Annotated in this window: 17 protein-coding genes; 9 read left to right on the top strand and 8 right to left on the bottom strand. The window is 53.6% G+C overall.

Annotated features, from left to right (window positions below):
* Window positions 1-23: 23 nt before the first annotated feature.
* From ABD035_RS09750 to tssH, 5 genes are all read right to left on the bottom strand, one after another.
* Window positions 24-593, bottom strand: a complete 570-nt coding sequence (locus tag ABD035_RS09750) for a fimbrial protein (RefSeq protein ID WP_212714359.1) — start codon at window positions 591-593, stop codon at window positions 24-26.
* Window positions 581-3,199, bottom strand: coding sequence for a fimbria/pilus outer membrane usher protein (locus tag ABD035_RS09745; protein ID WP_343869715.1), 2,619 nt, complete (start codon window positions 3,197-3,199; stop codon window positions 581-583). The genes ABD035_RS09750 and ABD035_RS09745 overlap by 13 nt, the downstream gene beginning before the upstream one ends.
* A 60-nt stretch (window positions 3,200-3,259) precedes the next feature.
* Window positions 3,260-4,042, bottom strand: coding sequence for a fimbrial biogenesis chaperone (locus tag ABD035_RS09740; protein ID WP_343869713.1), 783 nt, complete (start codon window positions 4,040-4,042; stop codon window positions 3,260-3,262).
* Between the two features lie 77 nt (window positions 4,043-4,119).
* Complete coding sequence (locus ABD035_RS09735) at window positions 4,120-4,677, bottom strand: fimbrial protein (RefSeq protein WP_343869710.1); 558 nt, start codon at window positions 4,675-4,677, stop codon at window positions 4,120-4,122.
* 77 nt (window positions 4,678-4,754) lie between these two features.
* On the bottom strand, window positions 4,755-7,424 hold the full coding sequence (tssH, locus tag ABD035_RS09730) for a type VI secretion system ATPase TssH (RefSeq protein ID WP_343869707.1): 2,670 nt from the start codon (window positions 7,422-7,424) through the stop codon (window positions 4,755-4,757).
* A gap of 570 nt (window positions 7,425-7,994) precedes the next feature.
* On the opposite strand from tssH, the gene tssF reads away from it, so the two are divergent.
* From tssF to ABD035_RS09695, 7 genes are read left to right on the top strand one after another with little or no spacing between them, the layout of a single operon-like run.
* Entirely contained in the window at window positions 7,995-9,869 is a 1,875-nt protein-coding gene (gene tssF, locus ABD035_RS09725; protein ID WP_343869704.1) for a type VI secretion system baseplate subunit TssF, read from the top strand.
* The gene (gene tssG, locus ABD035_RS09720; RefSeq protein ID WP_212714364.1) at window positions 9,866-10,897 is read left to right on the top strand and encodes a type VI secretion system baseplate subunit TssG; all 1,032 of its coding nucleotides are present in this window, start codon (window positions 9,866-9,868) and stop codon (window positions 10,895-10,897) included. Before tssF ends, tssG begins: the two co-directional genes overlap by 4 nt.
* Window positions 10,897-11,934 (top strand): type VI secretion system protein TssA, encoded by a 1,038-nt coding sequence (locus tag ABD035_RS09715; protein WP_343869908.1) that lies wholly within the window; start codon window positions 10,897-10,899, stop codon window positions 11,932-11,934. The genes tssG and ABD035_RS09715 overlap by 1 nt, the downstream gene beginning before the upstream one ends.
* 11 nt (window positions 11,935-11,945) lie before the next feature.
* Window positions 11,946-12,941, top strand: a complete 996-nt coding sequence (locus ABD035_RS09710; protein ID WP_343869701.1) for a fimbrial protein — start codon at window positions 11,946-11,948, stop codon at window positions 12,939-12,941.
* A 23-nt stretch (window positions 12,942-12,964) separates the two neighbouring features.
* Window positions 12,965-14,296, top strand: a complete 1,332-nt coding sequence (locus ABD035_RS09705) for a GlcNAc-transferase family protein (protein ID WP_343869699.1) — start codon at window positions 12,965-12,967, stop codon at window positions 14,294-14,296.
* Complete coding sequence (locus ABD035_RS09700) at window positions 14,293-16,038, top strand: OmpA family protein (RefSeq protein ID WP_343869697.1); 1,746 nt, start codon at window positions 14,293-14,295, stop codon at window positions 16,036-16,038. Before ABD035_RS09705 ends, ABD035_RS09700 begins: the two co-directional genes overlap by 4 nt.
* Complete coding sequence (locus tag ABD035_RS09695; protein ID WP_343869695.1) at window positions 16,031-16,531, top strand: DcrB-related protein; 501 nt, start codon at window positions 16,031-16,033, stop codon at window positions 16,529-16,531. The genes ABD035_RS09700 and ABD035_RS09695 overlap by 8 nt, the downstream gene beginning before the upstream one ends.
* Window positions 16,532-16,824: 293 nt before the next feature.
* Here the strand turns inward: ABD035_RS09695 and ABD035_RS09690 are convergent, their stop codons facing one another.
* On the bottom strand, window positions 16,825-17,226 hold the full coding sequence (locus ABD035_RS09690; RefSeq protein ID WP_343869905.1) for a putative T6SS immunity periplasmic lipoprotein: 402 nt from the start codon (window positions 17,224-17,226) through the stop codon (window positions 16,825-16,827).
* 127 nt (window positions 17,227-17,353) lie between these two features.
* Window positions 17,354-17,617, bottom strand: coding sequence for a hypothetical protein (locus ABD035_RS09685; RefSeq protein WP_343869693.1), 264 nt, complete (start codon window positions 17,615-17,617; stop codon window positions 17,354-17,356).
* Window positions 17,618-18,248: 631 nt separating this feature from the next.
* Here ABD035_RS09685 and ABD035_RS09680 point away from each other — a divergent pair.
* Window positions 18,249-18,866 (top strand): Fic/DOC family protein, encoded by a 618-nt coding sequence (locus ABD035_RS09680; RefSeq protein WP_343869691.1) that lies wholly within the window; start codon window positions 18,249-18,251, stop codon window positions 18,864-18,866.
* 18 nt (window positions 18,867-18,884) lie between these two features.
* Here ABD035_RS09680 and ABD035_RS09675 read toward each other — a convergent pair whose 3' ends face one another.
* Window positions 18,885-19,052, bottom strand: a complete 168-nt coding sequence (locus ABD035_RS09675) for a hypothetical protein (protein WP_276972387.1) — start codon at window positions 19,050-19,052, stop codon at window positions 18,885-18,887.
* A gap of 1,072 nt (window positions 19,053-20,124) precedes the next feature.
* On the opposite strand from ABD035_RS09675, the gene mutS reads away from it, so the two are divergent.
* On the top strand, window positions 20,125-22,686 hold the full coding sequence (gene mutS, locus ABD035_RS09670; RefSeq protein WP_343869686.1) for a DNA mismatch repair protein MutS: 2,562 nt from the start codon (window positions 20,125-20,127) through the stop codon (window positions 22,684-22,686).
* Window positions 22,687-22,714: the final 28 nt, after the last annotated feature.

The raw sequence follows: 22,714 nt of genomic DNA, 5'->3' as shown, positions 1-22,714 counted from the left end.
GAGGGCACTGAACGCCTGTCCGGTTAATGGTAATCGACGGTAATACCGGCAATGGCATGGACTTTTCCGGCCGTCACCGGGCCTGCATTTCCTGAAAAATAACTTACGTAAAACTGATGAGTGACCGGGGTATTTGCAAACCATATCCGGTATTGCTGAGCCGTATTCCGGTCATCAATCATTATCTGACTGCCATCTTCCTTACGGATCCGCAACTGTACATTGCGGCTATAGTCATTGCCGGTCTGATTAAGCAAATTCCCGGTAGCAGTATCTGCCGGGGAATAATCACTCCCGAAAAGCAGATTCACGGTCGTGAACCCCGGGCACTCTGCCAGTGTCACGGTAAATCCGGTTTTCCCCCCTTCCCCGCCACTGTTATTCAGCGCCGTGGTGGTGAGCCTTGGTAAGGTGACCGCTTCATTATTTCCGCTTCCGTTGATTCTGATTTCACAGGTCTCCGTCACATACTCCCCGGTGAAATTTACGGTGATCGGATACTCGCCGGCAGATGCAGTGGCCGGTATCAGCAGCCCCAGTAACGTCATCGCGCACTGTGTTATGCCGGCCCCCCTGCGTATTAAGACTTGCATATGACCTCCGCACGGATCACCGCACTGCTGCCCGATAATGCGATATCTTGCGCCAGCGCTTTGTCTGCCGGAATGGTACAGGTGGTGCTTCCGGTCCGGACTGACATCGCTTCGGTCCCTATACTCCAGCCACGAATAAATGCCATACCGGCCTGCCCGACAATGCCGGCCATCTCTCCGGAGGCGTTAGTCAGTTCGCTGCCTATCGGCAGATAATTACCGCCCGGGTCGCGGATGATCAGTAATACCGGCTTGCCGGATTGGGTTTTCATCTTCACCGCGACGGCGGCCCCCGAGCGGGGAATAATGACCTGCTCATTCTGCAGAATATCCACCGTATCCGGCAGACCTTTACTGTCGACAGACACCGTATTCTCACGGTAAGGCGTCAGTGACGGCACAATGGCATATCCGCGACTATCGACCCGAGCCCCGTATCCATTCAATAGCCTTGCCCCCGTAGCCCCGGGAACATTGACTATCGCAAAAGGTGACTCTCCCAGAGGCGGTCCCATCGTCAGGCCGCCCCGGTGCGCCACCAGGCTGCCGTTCGCGGTCGCAGAGAACTGGCGCGACTGATTGCCGATAGCCAGCGTTGAACCAAATTGCCCCATATCGGAATAGTGGTTCATGTTGCCGTTCAGCGAATAACTGGTACCGCCCCCGCGGGTTCGACTGGTGCTGGTTCCGAGGCCATAACTCAGCGCGGAACGCTCACCGCGACTGCCGTTCGCATTAGTGATAAGTGAGGTATTCCCGTTATTGTCCCGGCTCATCATCATGCTCATGGAAGTGAACAGCGGTTTATCGGTGATGTTATAGCGGCGGCTTAGCGGAATGGTGAGCGACAGGGAATAACTGTTAATATTTTTCCCGATAGCGTTATAGCTTCTGCTGATCCCCGCAGACCAGGAGAACAGCCGCTGCGATTTACTGAAATAGAGCGAATACTGGGAAGACGCATTACGGTTATTCCAGTACTGATAGAAATTGCCGGCCAGTACCAGACGACTGTCCCCCGGCAATGTCTGGGCAAGGTTGACCGAGAGCCGCTGACGGGTACGGTAATCAATCAGGTAGTAGTCGCGGCCCATGCCATAACGTTCTGCGGCAGCATCACGCAGGGAATAAAAGCCTTTTGAGGAATAGCGATACGCTACCATCGAGATATTTGTGGCGGAATACTCAAGGTACTTACTGAACCCGACATTAAAACTATTGCCTGTCGAAATTCGGCTGTCTTTCAGCCGGCTTCGGGCGCGGGTGATATCCACCGAAATCCCGCCGACCCGGGTGTTAAAAGACTGCCCGATAGCCAGCGAGAGATAATTTTCTGAAAACTGGCCGCCACCATACAGTGTATAAAAGTTGTTCATTCCGTACTGATAAAAGCCGGTCGCCATCAGCGGGTTTTTCTTCATGCTGCTCTCATTCATCTCACCCACCGACACCGAGTAACGGGAGATTCCGGCATGTAATAACATCGGGGGGGCGGAGTACGGGATCACCTGGCTGCGCTGTTGGCCATCTGCCTCGATAATTGTCATCTGTAAATCACCGCCATACCCCATCGCACCGATGCTGTTCAGCTCAAAGGGCCCCGGCGGTACCGTGGTTTCATAGATCAGTTGCCCGTGCTGAGTCACCTGTACCCGGGCATTGCTCTCCGCTATCCCCTGAATGACCGGATTGTACTGACGAAGACTTTCCGGCAGCATCCGGTCATCAGAGGCGAGTTGTACGCCGCGAATATTGAGGCTATCGAACAGATCCCCGCTGGTGACCGTTTCCCCGAGCGTCACCTGGCTTTTAATCCGTGGTATATCATGACGGGCATAGGTATACAGATTGCGGGAACCGGGGGCTTCGCTGCCGGAGAAATAGCTGCTGCTGCGGTTACGTAACTGCCAGCCAAACAGATTAATTCCGGTCAGTAACCCCAGATTCGCGCTGATGGCATGGCCGACACCGTTTGAATAGGCCCTGGAAAACTGCTGGGTATAGACATTCGCGGTGTAATCCAGAAACATTGCCGGAACACCGCTGTCCCAGCTCGCCGGGTTGGTATAGCCGGGTAACTGACTTACCAGATATAATTGCGGCACAAAGAGATCAAGTTCAAAGTCGGCAGGATCATAGCGGGTACTGGCGCCGTCTATCCATTGTGGTAACGCATTACATTGCTCACCGTCTGATGCGAAGTCAGTCCCCCGGTATTTCATCACCGGCGGCCGGATACCAAACTGTTCCAGCTGAGCCGCACTGAAACAGGGTTCGGCGATATCACGGCCAGGCACGGCCACGAAAAGAACATCATATTTTCCGCGGATCTTACCGTTCACCCGCACCTTTACCGCCGCCTGTCCCGGGGGAACCGGGTTTCCGGCAGCAAACCGTTTTACATCCACGGCGCTACCGTGAATAAATGCGCTATTGAATACAACCGGTGAGGCGCTGTCCGGCGCGAAAGGACGGTCAGAGAGCTCTGCAGAGAAGGCTGCCGAGGCCGGTAGTATGAGTAAACTGCTGCTGAACACCAGCATCCCGAATCTGACGGGATACCCGCCATGGTCGCGCAATCCGGCGCTCAAAGTGATTATTTTCAACGCTCTGACTCCCTTCAGTTATTTGATCCTGTTCAGCGCGTTACGCTGTGGTCTCCGCCATCAGGACTCATCTCCGGCTGACTGACTCAGTACCCAGCCTTTATTCTGCTGATACACCACTTTCTCAGTCACTGTGCTGCCGTAATCATTAAGGACATTAAACCGGATACTACTCAGCTGAGCGGGTAATCCCTGCGCGCCCTCCGTGGCCAACGACGCAGAGGAGTACGGTGCCAGCATTTGCGGTACCAGCGGATAGGTTCGCTTACCGTCTTTTGCCGTCACGGATTCAAAAGAAAAGTAATACGGGGTGGGGTTTTCTATTTTTACGTATTTTTTATAGGGTTCTGTTTGCCAGCGTAATGCTGAAACATAATCGGTACTATTTCCTGTTAATGCTGCCGGCCGATAAAATATTTTTATCCGGGTACGAAAGGCCAGCTCCAGCCGATCTCTGTTTTTATCGTCATCATTAACCGTGGGTATTTCCAGTAAATTAAACCAGTAAACGGATTCCCGGTCGGCGGGTAATTCCATCCCGTTATATATCAGCCGGACACTTTGTCCTTTCCCGGGGTCAATCCGGTAAACCGGAGGTGTTACCGTAAACGGTACCAGCATGGTGTTAATATCAGTATTCTTACTACCGTCATCAACCCAGACCTGTACCAGTACGGGAGAACTCCCTTTATTATTGGTACGAATACTTTTTTCCCGCTCAGCCGCGGGGAAGATAACCCGTGTACCGGCGATGGTGACACCTGCGCTGGCGGGCGCTGGCAGCAACAATAACCCGGCGATCATCATCACGAGGGGCGAGAGTACTTCCCTGTAACATCTCATAGAATAAACCATTCAAAGTGGTGGAATAACAGGGGCAGCTTTCGCTCCCCCGCGGTCATTAACTGCCAATAACGGTATCAAGGATAAGAAAGCGTATACACCACATGCGCCGTGACTTTCCCCGCCGTTGTTACTCCAGTGGCATAATAGCCGCCGGCATAGGTCATGCTGGCCTGTCCGCCAACAATATCCACTGCGTTTCCGGTATCTCCCGGACGAAGATGGGTATGATCCGAATTAAACAAACGCACCTCGACATTCGTCGCGGCTTCTTTACCTCCGCCGGTGGCCTGATAATCATTTTTCAGGTTCCAGGTACTGTAGTTAATCCCGGAGGAACCAATCGGCTCGAAGTGGGCCGCTACTTTTTTAAAGGAAGCGGGACAGTCCTTCACTTTAATATCAAAGTTTTTAATGCCGCCCTGGCTTCCGGCACCCGACATCGACTGAGTCGATATTGTCGGTAAAGTGACAATCAGATTGTCATTTTCAATCGTACAGGTCTCCCCCACCAGTTCCCCATCGAACGTGACCATGCCTTGTCCGGGGTTCAGGGTATCTGCGGCTGAAGCAGATAATGTGAAAGACGATGCGAACAACGCCAGTAAGGCGATCGATACTTTATTTTTTTTCATAAAAATCCCTATTTTTGTCACGTAATTACCCTTCAGGTAGAAATTTCCCTCTTCATATTTTTCACTGAATTTTGTGCTTATAGCTCAACCTCCTTGTTTTCCGGATAATCAACCACCAGCGCTACCCCCTGTTCAGCGGTGTAGCTCAAAAAAAGTGTCTCTTGTTCATCCCTGCGGTTTTGAGGACGCGATAAAAGAAATGTGGCAATAACAGGGAGAATCTCTTTCCCGATCACATGAATGATCTCCCGGGCACCGGACGTTACCGACTGACAGCGTTCAATAATGAAACTGACGATGTCATCACTGTATTTCAGTACCAGTGACTGCTGCTCCAGCCGGGTAATCACTTTAGAAAGCTGCATTCGGACAATGACGTCCAGTGATGTTCTGCACAGAGAGAAATAAGGCACGACATTGACCCGGCCAAGAAATGCAGCAGGAAACGTTTTCAGCAATAAGGCATGGAGTCGCGGAAGCAGCGTCGCATTTTCCGGCAGTGCAGACGCGTCAGAATCACCGACTGTCAGCAATTCGCTACCGATATTACTGGTAAGCAGGATAAGGGTATGCCGGAAATCGATACGACGTCCTTCCGCATCTTCCAGGGTCCCTTTATCAAAAATGCGGAAAAATAATTCATGGACATCCGGATGTGCTTTTTCAACTTCATCCAGTAACACCACACTGTAGGGCTTGCGGCGTACCGCTTCGGTCAGAATGCCGCCTTCACCGTAGCCGACATATCCTGGCGGTGATCCCTTAAGGGTCGAGACGGTATGGGCTTCCTGGAATTCGCTCATATTAATCGTGATCAGATTAGGTTCTCCCCCGTAAAGCAATTCAGCGAGTGCCAGCGCCGTTTCCGTTTTACCGGTACCGGAAGGCCCGGTAAGGAAGAAAACCCCTGTCGGCCGCTCCGGGTCGGATAAGCCTGCCCTGGCGGTCCTGACAGACTGACAAATCTGCTCAAGCGCGCGGGGTTGCCCCGTCACCCGGGCGGCCAGCAGTGCCGGGAGTTCCCGTACCGCACTTAAATCATCCTTCATCACCCGCCCGGTCGGGATACCGGTCCATTGCGCGATAATTTCAGCAATCACCGTCGCATCGACCTGAGCCCGGACCAACGGTGGCTGCTCCCCCTGCTGCTCCAGTCTGAACTGTAACTCTTGCAGTTGTTGCTGAAGCTCCTGAATCTTTGTTTCCGGCAGACCGGGTTGCAGTCGTTGTTCTCTGAGCGCATAGATTTCCGTCAGCAATTCACACGCCTGATGCCAGCGATTTTCCAGACGTTCCGACGCGTGCTGCGCATGTTCGAGAGCGGCTTCAATGTCACTTCTTCGCTGCGGACTGGCTTTACCAAAGCAGAGTGATTTATCCAGCAAAGCCAGTTCACTGACCGAAGCCCGGATACTGGCACGGAGCTGCTGAAGCTTCACGGGAGGAGTGTATCTGGCGATGGCCACACGGGCGCAGGCCGTATCCAGCAGGCTGATCGCTTTATCGGGTAACTGCCTGGCCGGAATATAGCGATGCGATAACCGCACCGCTGCCTGTAATGCCTCATCCAGGATCCAGACCTGATGATGCTGTTCCAGAGCGGGTAACAGACCACGTAACATCTGTACCGATAAAGATTCGGAGGGTTCATCTATTTGTACCACCTGAAATCTGCGGGTCAGTGCAGGGTCTTTTTCGATATGACGTTTAAATTCACTCCAGGTCGTCGCTCCGAGGGTACGGATCTCTCCCCTCGCCAGCATCGGTTTCATCAGGTTCGCCGCATCACCGGTCCCCGCGTCTCCGCCGGCACCGACCAGGGTATGAAACTCATCGATAAACAGGATCACCGCAGGTACTGCCCTGGCCGCCGATTCCAGGACGGATTTCAGCCGGGATTCGAATTCACCTTTCATCCCTGCGCCGGCTGTCAGTGCCACGATATCCAGCGCCAGCAGACGGACGTTCGCCAGGGCCGGCGGTACGGCACCGTCGGCAATGGCCAGCGCCAGGCCTTCAGCCACCGCCGTTTTACCCACCCCGGCATCCCCGGTAAGTAACGGGTTGTTCTGACGGCGACGCAGCAGAATATCAATGAGGGTCGTAATTTCACGGTCTCTGCCGGTGACCGGGTCAATTTTCCCCGCCCTCGCCTGTGCCGTCAGATCGGTGGTGTAGGTCGCCAGCGCATTTTCTGCCCCGGGGCGGAGGCCGGTGAAGGCCGTGTCCGCATTTTCCGACGCGGTACTCTCCGCCGGGAACAGGTTTTCCTGCTCTGCCGAATCGCGGGTCAGCGCGGCCGGCAGACGGCTGAGTTCCTCCGCCGACAGGACACGGAACTCCGGAGATAACGATAATAGTGCACGGCGCAGTTCAGGATGACTCAGCAGGGCAATCAGAAGATGAAGACTGCGTATCCGCGTCACAGGACAGGGCCCGAGACTGGCGATGATCCATGCTTTTTCAATAGCCAGCTCAATAAGATAGGAAAAATCGGTGACCTCATTCGCCCCACGCGGCAGACGTGCGGCCTGTGCCATCAGATCTTCTTCCAGTTTCGCCCTGTCCAGCGGGTAGTGACGAAGAATATATTGTAAATCACAGCGCTCTTCCTGAAGCAGTGTGATCAGCCAGTGGACCAGCTCAACATAAGGGTTCCCCTTCAGACGACAGAGCTCTGTCCCGCTTTCAATACTTCGGGATAATACGTCGTTAAGTTTATCGAATAAGGTTCTTCTGACGATCATAAATGTTATCGCACCCAAAAATAACAGACTCACCATAAAGACGGGGACAAAAATAACCTCCCCCTGCCATCATGTTCGGGATAGTAGCCAAAAAAAGAATCAGTTAACAACGCCGTGCCTGGCAGTTATATAAAAATAAGAAAACAGCCTGATACATAATCCTAAAAAACAAAAACAGAGGAGAGGAGTGTTTTATTCCTGGCGAGAATCGATAATATCTCCGGGTGTTGTAATAACAGAGAAATGAATTCATCAATATCATTATTATCACTATTTAAATTAATTAATCACCTGACAGTAAGGTGCTAAAAAGATAAAGTATAATAAAGAAAAAAAGGCGATAAAGAATAGCTTTACTCTGTGTCCTCCGCGACATCCCGGGGTGGAGAAAACCGCGATGGTCTGTCAGCAGACGATGAATCCGACAGAGTTGCTGGTGAATTCTGATCACAGAAACAGGCAGGAAATAAAAAGGAAGTTAACTCGTTATAAATCCCGGCTGATAATTATCACCCGCGGCTTAACACCGCGGCATATTCATTAAAATAATGTCATTAATCAGAGAACACCGTGGAAAATAATTTTCTGGATTATTATAACCGTGAGCTGACATTTATCCGCGAAATGGCCCGTGAGTTTGCGCAGAAACATCCGGGGATTGCGGCCAGGCTGGGAATGCAGGGAATAGAAGTCGCCGACCCGTATGTGGAAAGGCTGATCGAAGCGTTCTGCTTTTTATCCGCCAGAACCCGTATCAAACTGGATGCTGAGTTCCCCCGCTTCACTCAGCGATTACTGGATACGCTGTCACCGAATTACAATGCACCAACACCTGCGATGGGGGTCGTTCGCCTGTATCCCGACCCCGATACCGGTGATTTGACCCGCGGCTATACCCTTGAGCGCGAGAGCACCTTTATCAGCCAGCGGCTTCCGGAGAGCCAGACACGCTGCGAGTTTCGTAATAGTCAGCCGGTGACGCTTTGGCCGCTGGAAATTGCTGATGCCCGGCTAACCTCGGTACCACCGGATCTTCCGGCGATGACGGGAGAAGAATATGACATCAGCCAGTGTAAAGGTGCCTTACGGTTACGACTCAGGCTGACCGGCGAGACCACTTTTTCGGCGCTAAAGGGGCTGGACCGGCTGCCGGTCTATATTTCCGGTGATGAAACTATCGTCTCGCACCTGTTTGAATTGCTGCACTGTCACCATCAATGGGTCATTATGCCCTCTCCCCATGCCGGTACTCCTGCCACGATTATCACAGAGCAGCCACTGGTTCCTGAAGGTCTGGAACCGCAACAAGGACTGCTGCCTGCCAGCTGGAATATGTTTCACGGCCATACTTTGCTGCAGGAATATGTCTGTTGCCGCCAGCGCTTCTACTTCTTTACCCTGACCCGGCTGGCGGCCGGGCTGAAAAATAATCATACCCGTGAAGCCGAAATTATTGTTCTGCTGGACCGGTTACCGCAGGACCTGATTGCCCATGTCAGTGCTGCCCGCTTTTTACTGTTTTGTACCCCGGTCATTAATCTGTTTCCGAAACGGCTGGACAGGATCCCTCTCAACCGTTCACTGACGCAGTTTCATGCGGTGGCCGACCGCAGCCATCCCCTGGATTATGAGATCTTTTCTGTCAGTCGCGTGACCGGACTTCAGGCAGAAAACAGCGACGAGGTGGTATTTACCCCCCTGTATCACACCCGTCATGCGGATCACGGAAACTACGGGCGCTATTTCTCTCTGCAACGTGAAGTCCGCCAGGGACAGGACGACAGCCGCTATCTGACCCGCCATGCCTACCCGGGGACAGAAACGTATATTTCGCTGGTAGATCAACATGAAGCCCCTTACGGCGATACTCTGCGTTACCTGTGGGTAGATGCCCTGGTCACAAACCGTGATCTGCCGTGCACACTGGCTGAACATGCCCGCTTCCGTCTGACCCTGCCGGAAGATGTGCCGGTAAGCCAGGCGGAGTTTGTCAGTACGCCGTCGGACCCGCGGGGTTCTTTTGCTGTCGGCGAAGCCGCCTGGCGACTGATTTCCCAGCTCAGTCTGAATTATCTGCCTGTCGGTGAAATGTCCGGGTCCAGCGGAGCCGGTGTTCTGCGCGACATTTTACGATTATTCACTACCCGTTCAGACCCGGAAACCGCCAGGCAGATAGAAAGCCTGGTCAGCTGTACGACCGAACCGGTGATCCGCCGGCTGGGCGGGGAAGGCCTGTTGATTTATGGCCGCGGGATCCGCTGTCGCCTGACCGTCGATGAGACGGGGTTTTCCGGCCTCAGCCCTTATTTATTCGGACTGATTATGGAAAATTATCTGTCCCGTCATGTGGCGATCAATATTTTTACTGAAACCGAACTGTATTCGGTACAGCGCGGACGGGTCGCTGACTGGCCGGCTCGCCCGGGACGGAGAGGGATCCTATGACCCCTGAGTTTCCGCCGGATAACGGCCTGAGCGAATGGTACGAATGTTCAGCCCCCTGGAAGAGTGGCTTTTTCAGCCTGATGCGGGCTATTGCCGCCCGTCATCCCCGCTCACCGGCCCCGGGCACCGCACGACTGCCGTCCCGGGAACCGGTCCGGCTCGGACAGCAGCCCGGCATGATCTTTCCCCCGCGGGAGATTGCCAGCCTGAATGACAACAACGGGACACTGAAGATCGATCTGTTCTGGCCGGGAGTCTGGGGCCCCAACAGCGTCTTTCCGCTACACCTGTCAGAACAGGCCTATTTCTGTACGACCCGTCAGGACTATGGCCTGAGTGATTTCGCGGATATTTTTCACCACCGGGCCTTGTCACTGTTTTACCGTGCATGGTTTCTGTGTCAGGACACGGCCACCCTGGACGACCCGAAAAATGAACGGTTCTCTTTTTACCTCGGTTGTCTGACGGGGTTTGCACCGGTGACAGGGGGATCGTCCCCGTTACCCCGCCATGCTCAGCTGGCGTCCGCCCCGCATCTGGTCAGAGAAGCCCGTTCACCCGATGGCCTGACCGGGAGCCTGCAGCATTACTTTGACCTTCCCTTCCGACTGCAGGAATTCGTGCTGCAATGGATTGAGTTAGCCGAAGAAGACCAGAGCCGTCTCGGGATAAAAAAGGGCGCCTGCCGGCTGGGGGAAGGCGCCATCCTCGGGAGTACGGTGCATGACCGCCAGCATAAATTCAGGCTCATTGCGGGCCCGCTCACCCTGCAACAGTATCTCTCGTTTACCCCCGGTGGCGAGGATATGCCGGTGTTACGTGAATGGGTGAGGTGTTTTACCGGGGTGGAATACAGCTGGGATGTACAGCTGGTACTGGCGGCCAGCCAGGTTCCGTTGGTGCAACTGGATGGACGCCATCGGTTAGGGCATGCCGTCTGGCTGGAAAGAGAAAACACAACTCAGCCACTGGCCGGGATGTGCTTCGAACCGGAAAATTTTTCCGGAGACTCAGGGGCAGAAGATTGATGGGACAAACAGGGGTTCAGACTGCAACACCGGAAAATGAGGATGCCTCACTGCTGACAGAAATCAGTGCCGATGCTCCTTGCGGGGTGGCCATCGATGAGAACCCGCAATTTCTGCTGTTACTGGCGGGACTGCAACCGAAAACCGATGCTCAGTATGGCGATTTTTATGAGCCGGCAGAGTCAGTGAACTGGGCAGACACCGGGGCTGCGACGCAACGCTTATTGTGCCAGTGTAAGGATATCCGGTTACTCATTATCCTGATGCGCTGCCGGATCCGACTGACAGGGGCGGCAGCACTGACGAGCGGTCTTTCATTGCTACTGGCTCTGTTAGAAAAATGGCCGGACGATCTGCATCCCCGGTTGTTCGATGAAGAAGAGTTTGCTCCGCAACTGCGGGCTAATGCCTTTGCCGAACTGAATGACAGCCACGGAATACTGGCTGATATCCGCCAGTTACCACTACCGAAAACAGCGGAGGGCCAGCTAAGCGTCCGCGATGTCGAACAAGCCTGCGGCCCCCAGCCTGGAAAGGCACCTGTCGCTGCCCGGAGGCTCACCCTGTTACGTCAGCAATGGGCCAGCAGCGAGGACGCAACCTTCCGCGACTTATCTCAGGCTCATCACTATGCCGGCCGGTTAGTCACGCAGATACGGGATAACCTGGGCGATGACGCGCCTGATCTGACCGGTTTTCTCTCTCTGCTGGCCATATTTGCCCCGGGCAATCCCCTTCCGTCAGTCGTTCTGCCGGGTTCCGCCCCCCCGGAGACGGATATCCCCCTGCCCGCAGGCCCGGCTGGGCGTTCAGCTCCCTCCCTTCTGCCGTCCGGACAGCCTGCGGTGCCGGTCATTACCGACCGGCAGAGCGCCTGCGCCAGACTGGAAGAAGTGCGTCTCTGGTTCAGGGAAGCGGAACCCGGTAGCCCGGTGATCCCTTTACTGGCCTATGCCGAACGCAGTATTGGCCGAAATTTTTCTGAGCTGGTGGCGATGTATCCACCGGAAATCCTCTTATTACTGCAAGATAATTAAGGAAGAAAGATATGATATGGCGATCCCTCCTGCTCCCTCCTCTGCTTTTCGGCGCGGGAAGCGTACAGGCCCTTTGTGACTGGGAAAAAGGTAGCCCGGCAATATTGAGTGTGCCGGATCAGGTCATTACTATTGCTGCGGATGCGCCGGCGGACAGTTCCACCCCGATAGCGGCCTTTGAGACCCCGCGACTGGGTCATGATATTTTTTACACCTACTGTCTGGTCGGGACCGAAGTTGGCCGCAGGGTGATCGGGCTGGAGTCCTACAGCGCCCGCGACAAAACCTTCAAAACCAATATTCCCGGTATTGTCATCAAACCCCTTTGGACCAACGGCCTGCCCGGATGGGGAGGATTTCCCACCACCGTATATATGCCTCCCATGGATGACTCCGGGTACGTCTATTTCCGTTTCCCTGATGTTTCCGGCTACAGAGTCGAGTTTTATAAAGTGGCTGACAGCCTGCAGCTTAAAAACCCGGCCGGTGATCTCGTGCTGCCTCCCGGGCCGATTGGCTATTTTTATCTGATCGTCAGCGATGATCCGAATAATTACCTGAGTAAACTGAGCCTCAACGAAATTAAAGTGATCAGTACTCCGGTATGTACTCCCGACAGTGCGAAAACGGTCGATTTTGGTAAGGTCACGGCCAAAATGCTCGAGAACGGCGTCTCGGAAAAACTGGATTTTGCTATCAACTGTAAAAGTGATTATGGCAGTTACTCCGCCACAGCGTACATCACCACCGATACCCCCTCTTACGATGCCGCCAACATTATGGTGAAGGATGCCGGGGGTAACAGTGGCCGCCTGAGGATCACCATCAAAGACAGCCAGAACCGGCCTTTGAGGGTGAATGGTAAGGAGGGTGAGCAAATCACCAGCACCCCCAGTCAGAACAACGCGGAGTTTCACTGGACGGCAGAGCTTTCAGCCGCAGGCTGGTTCCAGCCTTCTGCGGGGACATTTTCTGCCAAGGCTGAAATTATTTTTGATATCACCTGACTGCGCATATTCGGGGGAGAGCTATGGCATACCCGCCTGCTATTTTTGTCAGTATCGCCAGTTACCGTGACCCGGAACTGATCCCGACACTGAAGGATATGATAAAGCATGCCTCGGCACCGCATGGCTTACATATCGCGGTGTGCTGGCAGGACGAGGAAGATTTTTCGGTTTTCATCGATGCCGGTTTTATTGTCTCCGGTGTGGCCGGGGCTCAGGACGTTCGTTTTTTTCACTTTGCCGGCGCCTCTGTCACGGTCATTTCCCGCCATTACCTTACCAGCGAAGGTGCCTGCTGGGCCCGCCATCTGTCGGAAACCTGTTATCAGCAGGAACCCTACTTTTTGCAGATAGACTCCCACTGCCGGTTTATTCGCGGATGGGATCAGCAAATGATCGCTTTACTGGAGTCGCTGAAGACGATCAGTCCGCTACCGATCCTTTCCGCCTACCCGCCCGGCTACCGGCCCGGTGAGGATGAGATAACCGGCAGGCAGTCTTCGGTCAGCCGGATGATTTTCAGGGAGTTTACCCGGGAAGGAATACCGATGGCCGGGAGCCATGCGTTTACCGCCACCGCCCCGGAACGGGGCAGCTATCTGGCCGGCGGCTTTATTTTTGCCCCGGGCCGGTTTGTGCGGGATGTCCCGAACGACCCGCTCATCTTCTTTGCCGGGGAGGAAATTGCTATGTCGGTGCGGGCGTTTACTCAGGGATATGACGTGTATCACCCCCATATTCCCCTGCTCTGGCATTACTATCGGCGCGCGGAATGTGCGAAGATCTGGCAGGATCATAACGACGAGGCCAGACAGCAGGGGACGATCCCCAGGGCATGGTGGGAGCGGGACCGGCTATCAAAGCAACGGATCTGTACCCTTCTCGGACTGAACGATGATGCGCAGGAGGTGGCGGCCCCCTACGGTCATGGCCACCAGCGAACGCTTCGGCAGTTTGAATACCAGACCGGACTGCATTTGCGTCTGAGGGCGGTTCAGCCCGCAGTCACCGGCGATGAAAAACGGGCCTATTTTGCTGTCCCGCCTGCCAGCGATGCCGAATGGCTGGCGGCCTTTACGCTGTGGCATCACCAGAAAGTCACGCTGTCTCTGCCCGTAAGCACCGGCCCGGGGCCAGGTTACGAATTTTTCCGGTTGAGTGTCTATGACAGGGATAACCGGTTACTGTTCACCTGCCGTCTGCCTCCCTCAGACGGGGCGCCCGGGAAGGAACCGTCGGCGACCTCACTGTCGATCCGTTTTTCCACCCCGCCCTGCTGTTACCCGCAAACGTTGCGACTCTGCGGCTGGCAGCCCGGGGCCGGCTGGGGTGAACTGACGGAGCATCCCTGGTGAGCCGCGGGTCCTGTTTTAGTGAGCTGACCGCGTACGGCACAATGATCAGTGCCGGTGCGATCATCCCCTCGGTTTCCGCCCTGCAGCAACGGCTGGCGGATCGGATGGCGGAGTTCAGCCGCTGCCTGACAGAGGAGCACGGTGATACAGATCAAAGCCGCTCACTTTGCCGACTGCTGCGTTATTTTCTCGACCAGCAGCTACAGCGCCACCTGCAACACTCCCCCTGCGGAAGGGTCCATGCCGCATGCGGGCCACAGGCTCCAGCCGACAGAGATTTACCGGCAGACATTTCTGAGGCCCTCCAGACCTTACTGGCGGGCAGCGATAGCATACTCTTCCGTGACAGCTATCGACTGCTCTGCCTGCTTTCTGTGACGGGAAGCGGCAATAAAGCGCTGACTGACGCCTTTCTTGTCGCTTACCGGAAACGCTATTTTTCGTTACCGGGCACAGAGCCTCTCCCTGCGGTCACGCCGCACGATGAGTTACCGGAGAGCAGAGGACAGCGGATCTGCCTTATCACCGGCCCCTGTGCCGGATACGGATTCAGCCGGCACGATACGACGGGCAGCCCCGGTAAAACCGTTCTGCGGAGGGTGGTGACCGATCCACTGTTACTCAGCGAACGCCTCCGCTATTTATCAGAAACTTATCCGCAGGTCGCGCTTGATTGCGTTATTCCTCTGACGGGAGACGCTTACGGGAGTGACGACCTGCTGGCAGCCGCCTTTATCCGCTGGCGACATAGCCTGATCAGTGCCGGTAAAATACCGGCGGTCCGTTGTCAGCTGGTGATCTATGCCCGGCTCAGCCGCCAGCCTCCCCCCGGAGAGCCGCAGGGCGCGATCTGGGTGCGGACCCCTTCGACGGCCGGCACCGGATCCTTTCCGCAGTTGCTGACACAACTGCATCAGCAATTACAGAGTGCGGCGCATTACGGCGACAGTGATGCCACAGCACGCGCCTGCGCGGTAAAACCGTTATCAGACTGGCTCAACGGAGATGAACTTTGCTCTTCACTGAGTGAATTATTTACCGATACTCCGTTACAACTGACGGAGTTGCTGCTGGCTGATATCTGTCAGGGCTTTCCCCGCCATGGCGGCTGGTCACACTGGCTGGCAGAACATTATTTGCTGTATCCGGCCCTGTCGCAGGCCACGCCCTCCCTGCCATTGCCGCCTCCGTTGCCGGTCGCTTCCTTAGCCGCAAAGTCACCCGCGCTTCCGTTCAGGCGGCCTGCCCAATGGCGTTACGCAGCACAGGGGCTGCTGTTATGTCTGCCACTGAGTGCCGCCCTGCTGCTTTCCCGTTCCCCCCGCCCCGGCCCCCCGGTAATGCCTGCTACGGCGGTCGCTCCGCTATCGCTGCCAGATCCCGGGGCTGGCTGGTTTGTGCCAGGCAGCAGCACGATCACCGGCACGCGTTATGCGACGCTGGCGGCGCTGTTACCGGTGCTGCGTCGTACGTCACAGTATCCGGTACTGATCGTCGGTTACACCGATAATACCGGTACACCGGCGGGTAACCGGACGCTGTCCTTACGGCGGGCGGAAGCCGTCCGGGACTGGCTGGTGGCCAACAGTGAATTCCCGGCCAGCCATTTTATCGTTGAGGGTGCCGGTGAAACCCACCCGGTCACCCCCAACGACAGTCAGCAGGGACGCGCAGGTAACCGGCGAATCGAAATCATTCCCCTCATCCCTCATTTATTCCAGGTAAACAAAGACTATGACTAATAAACCCGTCACCTACCCGCTGCCGGAAGGCACATTTCTGACGCTCCCCCCGGATGCGGATTATTCGGTGAATATCCTGAAATATACCGATGACGAGAGCAGGCCCTATGAAGTGATTATCAATCGTGCTCAGCTGGCAGACGGCCAGACCGTGGAAGATTTTTATGAGATGCAGCAGCAGCGGATGCGGCAATTTACGCCCGGCTACACGCCGGAAGGCGAGATCCTCAGTCAGGAGCTCGGGCCATCAAAGCTTCCGGTACTGCAGGCTGCTAACCGGTTTCTGAATAACGGTGAGTGGACAACGCAGATCCTGTCGGTCATCCGCCTGCCTTACGAGAGTTCACTCAATCCTTCACAGAACAACCTGCTGATTTTTACCCTTGCCACGGCGGGGGAATTTACTGACAGCCAGCGCAAACATTATGTCAGGATCATGAACAGTTTTACTGCCGCAGAAACGCCGCTGGCGACGAGCGGCACGGTGGAGTAAGCCTGAGGCCTCCCTTTACCGGGGGGCACGTTATGCTTTTTGTCAGCCCGGTTAGCATTTCACCGGCGACAGGCTCCGCGCCAGTTTTTCGCGGTTAACGCCTCCCGGGTGGCCCGTTCCCCCGGCCCGGGTTGTTGCGGAATTCATCCCGGGCTTCGTCACCCGATGAGGTCATTTGGGGAAGATGTGTTTCCCTCTCCGGATACGGGATGGCCCGATCAGGCGTTGCCACAGGCCGGGGTGACAGACGCGCTCTCCTGACCGCCGGAAATCAGGCACAATTTTCGGGCGGGTTAGTTAATATCTTTTACTTTTAATTCCCCGTTATCTTTCCACACGGAAAAAGTCACACTATAACTATTACCATTTTCGATAATATGATTTTCTTTTATCCGTATTGCATTAACAGAGAATATATATGATTTACCGGGAAAAAAAGTAAAGCCGGCATCTGAAATGCATTTATTTGCAGATAACACTGGCGCATTATCAACAGTGAATGTTCTGGCAATCAACTTTTCACTATTCCTGACCTCATTAATACTTAATGAAGTGATCCTTTCTCCCTGACTCCCCGGGGCAGTAATACACACCCTGCCACCGGCTACACTGACCTTCGCCCGATGATTTTCCGGGCGAGGATCATTTATATGGCAGGAGGTTAAAAAAAAATAGAAATAAGCATGATTATTAATTTCATCATACTACCCCTTATAAAATTGACGCTGGCAATATTTTCCTATATAGAGAAATCGTATTATTATCTAAAGCTCCCTGAAAGCCAGCCTGACGTCCAATTTCGCTTCTCAGACCATTTACACCCTATTTCTTTAATAAAAAGTAATCAGCAATAATCTGAGCCTGTTGTTCCATACTGTATTTGCTTAACTTTTTATTGAGTTCGATGGTATATTTGTAAGTTGATACCCGGCTGAATATACCTCTTATTCTGACCCACATTCCATGCTGATGTTGCCACACATGAGTCATTTCATGCATAAAAAAATGTTGATTAGATTTTGAAGCTAAAGAGAAGTCCTTCAGATAGTTCTCTTTTCTGAAATACATTTCACCCTCTGGTGCCATCCCAACAAACTTTCCCTGTAAACCAAATGGGAAATAGCTCTCACAATGAACCCATACTTTACTATACTCAATTGAATTACCGAAAACTGTATGAGCCAGTTTTTTCCCCTAATGTTAAGAGGCGTAAAGAATTTTCCATTTCCATAAACAATCCTTCGTCAGAAAATCATGACCATAATAAATAAATGATAAACTCAACCACTTCCGACATTCCGACTTATACTTGTAAAACGTATAAATCCCTTCCACACCGCCACATATATGCCCGGTTACAGCCCCTGCACGTCATTTGGATGTTACAAGAGGGAGTCCCCTGTTTTCACAGTACGACGCAGATCGTACTGCGTCTATAGGTATATTACACATGTGAGCCTTTTCACGTAAACGCCATAATCTTCTTTCAGGGACTTCCGCAGGCAGGGTTAAGTAGTTTGCTAAAGAAACTGATAATAGGTACGGCACTCACCATAATGCATAGGTGTATTAATACTGATTATTAACAATTATTTTAGGCCAGGCCTAAAGCGAAACTCTGACCTGATATTCTTTAATTACATGATTGTAATTAATTTTTATCCATACCCATCCTGTATTATAATACCTCTGTTTTCCCACCCTACAGGGTACCTCCATGAGCCGATACCATGTATCCAGCAGTGAAGGCCAGTATGAGAAAGACTCTGGCGAGCAGGTTTTGGCTAATAAGCTGGGGATAGCTACTTCTGATGAGATGGATGAAGCTGAACTTGTCCTGTTAGAACAACTCTACCAGTCTGTTTTTGAAGAACAGTTCCCGGAAGGACAGCTCAACGTAGCCCTGCTAAAAAGCTGGCACCGCCGCTGGTTAGGTAACCTCTACGAGTGGGCCGGGCAGGAAAGAACGGTAAACATCAGCAGGGACGGCTTTATGTTTGCCCCCTCAGCACAGCTGCCTAAACTGCTGAACGAATTCGACACCAGGTATCTGGCTCAATACACGCCATGTCGCAGCATGGACGAAGAACAACTCATTACCGCTATCGCCATCACCCATGTCGAACTGATACTTATACATCCATTCAGAGAGGGAAACGGACGCCTGTCTCGACTATTAGCCGACGTGATGGCCGTTCAGGGAGGATACAAACCGCTGGATTATCAAAGCTGGGAGCAGAACAAAAACCAGTATATCCCGGCTATTCATGCAGGCGTATCAATGGACTACGAGCCGATGAAACACTGGGTCAGTAAGGCATTAAGAAGGCATTAAGAAGGGGTTAAGAAGGGGTTAAGCAAGGCGAAGATGAGCAAACTTTTTACGCGTCGCTTCAAGGGAAGCTTCGATCTTCGCAGAGGACTGCCCCGTTTCAACAGCCGTAGACGTTGCTACCGAACGAACGATGTCAGCACGAGACGGCTTAGCGTAGGCTGCCTGAGTTTTTTTGTTGTTGCTCATAAATACTCCTGAAAAGCAGAATCCGGGCTGAAAACATTATTTAAACATTATACCAAAATTATCAGATTATGCCTCTAATAGATCTTGTATCCATAAGTGCGCAGCACTGCGTTGCCCACGCATGTGAAAATACATATCACCACTAAATGGAGCGTCCCGGTCTTTTGCTCGTCGTAAACGTTCAGCTACTCTGATCATGGGTAGATAGATCAAAAAGGCGTTTAGCTTCATCAGGATCAGCCATAGGTTGAACTGCAACCGTATGTCTATGCTTACATTATGGGTGGCAACGTAATCGTAGACAGCCTGACTTTCCAGACCCTGTAACATGTGCGACAGCAGCTTCCGGCACATCATATCTGACTTCCTGTGTTTACGTGCTGCCACATCTTTGTAGGTAATATTGAATGGCTGCTTTTTTAGTCCCCCTGGATTTATTCTTACTCGACAACAGCACCCTACGGTTAAAATACAACCAATGGAGGTTTGGCATAAAGAAAGGGCATTTCACTGAATCCCGGATCCTTAGGGACCTGAAATCAGTGGAAAGCGGAAGACATGTGAAGGATGTCAGCCTTGAGAATGGAGTTTCAGAAGGTTAAGTCGTTTGCGAAAGAAACCGAGGTTTGCCGGAGGTACTGCGGCGGAAGAAGTCCGCAGAAAGTGCCCCTTTGAACCCGGGCTGGTTTTCCGTCAGGCGTCTCGTGTCGCGCCAGAAAAAACTGACTCCGGGTCAGGCCATCGCAGGGAGCCGATGCACCGAATTTCTCCCGTTTCCGCGGCATCGCCATCATCATATTTCATTCTTTCGGGCGGCCCCGAAAAAAGTCACTTCTCCGCGTGTTTTCCTGTCCTGCAGACTCCGTTATCATATCCACCCTGTACTCGTGAAAGGAAATGTGGGTTGTGGCTTGCGAAGCTGCATTTTCACCCCTCTGCCGTTTGGCACGCTACACGTCAGCCTGCCGTTAACGGCAGGATTTCATGAGATCCCATGAGACAACGTGAAAACAATGATAATCATAAAATCACTTAACTCTCTAATTTTTATGATAATGGACATCTCAACACTATGAGTACCCTCGAAAATTTAGACTCTCACACCCCGATGATGCAGCAGTACCTGCGTCTGAAGGCGGAACATCCGGACATTCTGCTGTTCTACCGGATGGGCGACTTTTATGAGCTGTTCTTTGATGATGCACGGAAAGCATCACAATTACTGGATATCTCGCTGACCAAACGCGGTGCTTCCGCCGGACAGCCTATCCCGATGGCGGGTGTGCCTTACCATGCGGTGGAAGGGTATCTGGCAAAACTGGTTCAGTTGGGGGAGTCTGTTGCACTCTGTGAACAGGTGGGCGACCCCGCCCTCAGTAAGGGCCCGGTCGAACGGAAAGTGGTCCGTATTGTGACCCCCGGCACGATCAGCGACGAAGCCTTACTGAATGAGCGTCAGGACAATCTGCTGGCCGCCGTTTATGAAAGCCCGAAAGGCACGGGATTCGGGTATGCTACGCTGGATATCAGTTCCGGACGCTTCCTGCTGAGCGAGCCCGAAAATGCGGAAGCGCTGGCCGCTGAACTGCAGCGGACCCATCCGTCAGAACTGCTCTATCCGGAAGACTTTGCTGCAATGCCATTAATCGATGGCCGTCGCGGTCTGCGCCGTCGTCCGGTCTGGGAATTTGAACTCAGTACCGCACGCCAGCAGCTTAACCTGCAATTCGGCACCCGCGACCTGCGCGGGTTCGGGGTTGAACAGGCACTGCTGGCCCTGCCTGCCGCGGGTTGCCTGTTACAGTATGCCCGCGATACTCAGCGCACCTCCCTGCCGCACATCCGTGGGCTGAGTATGATACGCCAGCAGGACACCATCATTATGGATGCCGCGACACGGCGTAATCTTGAAATTACGCTAAATATGGCGGGTGGCACCGATAATACCCTGGCGGCGGTGATCGATAAGACGGTCACCCCGATGGGCAGCAGGATGCTGAAACGCTGGCTGCATATGCCCCTGCGTGATGCACAGGTGATCCGGGAACGTCAGAGCTGCATTGCCGAACTTCAGGACCTGAATGAGCAGCTCCAACCGCTGTTACACCAGGTCGGGGACCTGGAGCGTATTCTGGCCCGTCTGGCGCTGCGGACCGCCAGGCCGCGTGACCTCGCCAGAATGCGCCACGCCTTCCGTCAGTTACCGGAATTACAGGAAATCTTAGCCAATGCCGCCAGCCCGCGTCTGAAAACACTGGCACAGCAAAGCGGCTTGTTTACCGGACTGCGAGAGTTACTTGAGCAGGCTATTATCGAAACTCCGCCGGTGCTGGTGAGGGACGGGGGCGTTATCGCGCCGGGGTACAATGAAGAGCTGGACGAGTGGCGGGCGCTGGCGGACGGTGCCACCGATTATCTGGATAAACTCGAAATCCGGGAAAGAGAGTCACTGGGGCTGGATACCCTGAAGGTCGGGTTTAATGCGGTGCATGGCTACTATATTCAGGTCAGTCGCGGTCAGAGTCATCTGGTGCCGATGCATTATGTACGTCGCCAGACGCTGAAAAATGCCGAACGTTACATTATTCCTGAGCTGAAAGAGTATGAAGACAAAGTCCTGACCTCGAAAGGTAAAGCCCTGTCGCTGGAAAAGGCCCTGTATGAGGCACTTTTTGATCAATTATTGCCTTTTCTTGAGCCGTTACAGCAAAGCGCCAGTGCATTATCAGAACTTGATGTATTAACAAATCTGTCAGAACGTGCCATGACACTTAATTATTGCTGTCCGGTTTTACAGGACAGTCCCGGGATCAGTATCCGGGAAGGACGTCATCCGGTCGTTGAACAGGTACTTAAAGAACCCTTTATCGCTAACCCGCTGGCACTTTCGCCGCAACGACGGATGCTGATTGTCACCGGGCCGAATATGGGAGGGAAAAGTACCTATATGCGCCAGACGGCACTGATTGCCCTGTTAGCCTGGACCGGCAGCTACGTCCCGGCAGATGCGGTTACCCTGGGCCCGATCGATCGCATCTTTACCCGGGTCGGTGCCGCCGATGATCTGGCTTCCGGACGCTCGACGTTTATGGTCGAAATGACCGAAACGGCCAATATCCTGCACAATGCCACTGCCAACAGCCTGGTACTGATGGACGAGATTGGCCGCGGGACCTCGACTTATGATGGATTATCACTGGCATGGGCCTGTGCCGAGAATCTGGCCAACCGCATTAAGGCCCTGACCCTGTTTGCGACCCACTATTTTGAACTGACGGCCTTACCGGAAACACTGGAGGGTGTGGTCAATGTGCACCTGAATGCGATGGAGCATGGCGATACCATTGCCTTTATGCACAGTGTTCAGGAGGGCCCTGCCAGTAAAAGTTACGGGCTGGCCGTCGCGGCGCTGGCGGGTGTCCCTAAAGAAGTGATTAAACGTGCACGTCAGAAACTGCGTGAACTGGAGATGATTTCCGCAAAGGATACGCCGTCCCGTAGCGGGGGTCCACAGTTGCCACTGCTGGAAGCCGAGGTTTCGCCGGCAGTTGAAGCGCTGGAAGCGCTGGATCCTGACACTATGTCGCCACGTCAGGCACTGGAATGGTTGTACCGGTTAAAAGACCTGGTCTGAGGCCGGAAAAACGGCAAAAAGAAAGCAG

It is taken from the genome of Tatumella terrea (assembly GCF_039523755.1).
In the GTDB taxonomy this organism is placed as follows: Bacteria; Pseudomonadota; Gammaproteobacteria; order Enterobacterales; family Enterobacteriaceae; genus Tatumella; species Tatumella terrea.
The sequence above is the reverse complement of the archived record's forward strand: the minus strand, read 5'-3'. Positions and strand labels throughout refer to the sequence as shown.

Bases quoted from the DNA above. Each gene is read 5' to 3' on its own strand.
- mutS (WP_343869686.1), top strand. From the start codon at position 20,125: ATGAGTACCCTCGAAAATTTAGACTCTCACACCCCGATGATGCAGCAG.
- ABD035_RS09740 (WP_343869713.1), bottom strand. From the start codon at position 4,042: ATGAGATGTTACAGGGAAGTACTCTCGCCCCTCGTGATGATGATCGCC.
- tssG (WP_212714364.1), top strand. From the start codon at position 9,866: ATGACCCCTGAGTTTCCGCCGGATAACGGCCTGAGCGAATGGTACGAA.
- ABD035_RS09750 (WP_212714359.1), bottom strand. From the start codon at position 593: ATGCAAGTCTTAATACGCAGGGGGGCCGGCATAACACAGTGCGCGATG.
- ABD035_RS09685 (WP_343869693.1), bottom strand. From the start codon at position 17,617: ATGGCACCAGAGGGTGAAATGTATTTCAGAAAAGAGAACTATCTGAAG.
- ABD035_RS09715 (WP_343869908.1), top strand. From the start codon at position 10,897: ATGGGACAAACAGGGGTTCAGACTGCAACACCGGAAAATGAGGATGCC.
- ABD035_RS09695 (WP_343869695.1), top strand. From the start codon at position 16,031: ATGACTAATAAACCCGTCACCTACCCGCTGCCGGAAGGCACATTTCTG.
- ABD035_RS09680 (WP_343869691.1), top strand. From the start codon at position 18,249: ATGAGCCGATACCATGTATCCAGCAGTGAAGGCCAGTATGAGAAAGAC.
- ABD035_RS09675 (WP_276972387.1), bottom strand. From the start codon at position 19,052: ATGAGCAACAACAAAAAAACTCAGGCAGCCTACGCTAAGCCGTCTCGT.
- ABD035_RS09705 (WP_343869699.1), top strand. From the start codon at position 12,965: ATGGCATACCCGCCTGCTATTTTTGTCAGTATCGCCAGTTACCGTGAC.
- ABD035_RS09735 (WP_343869710.1), bottom strand. From the start codon at position 4,677: ATGAAAAAAAATAAAGTATCGATCGCCTTACTGGCGTTGTTCGCATCG.
- ABD035_RS09710 (WP_343869701.1), top strand. From the start codon at position 11,946: ATGATATGGCGATCCCTCCTGCTCCCTCCTCTGCTTTTCGGCGCGGGA.
- tssH (WP_343869707.1), bottom strand. From the start codon at position 7,424: ATGATCGTCAGAAGAACCTTATTCGATAAACTTAACGACGTATTATCC.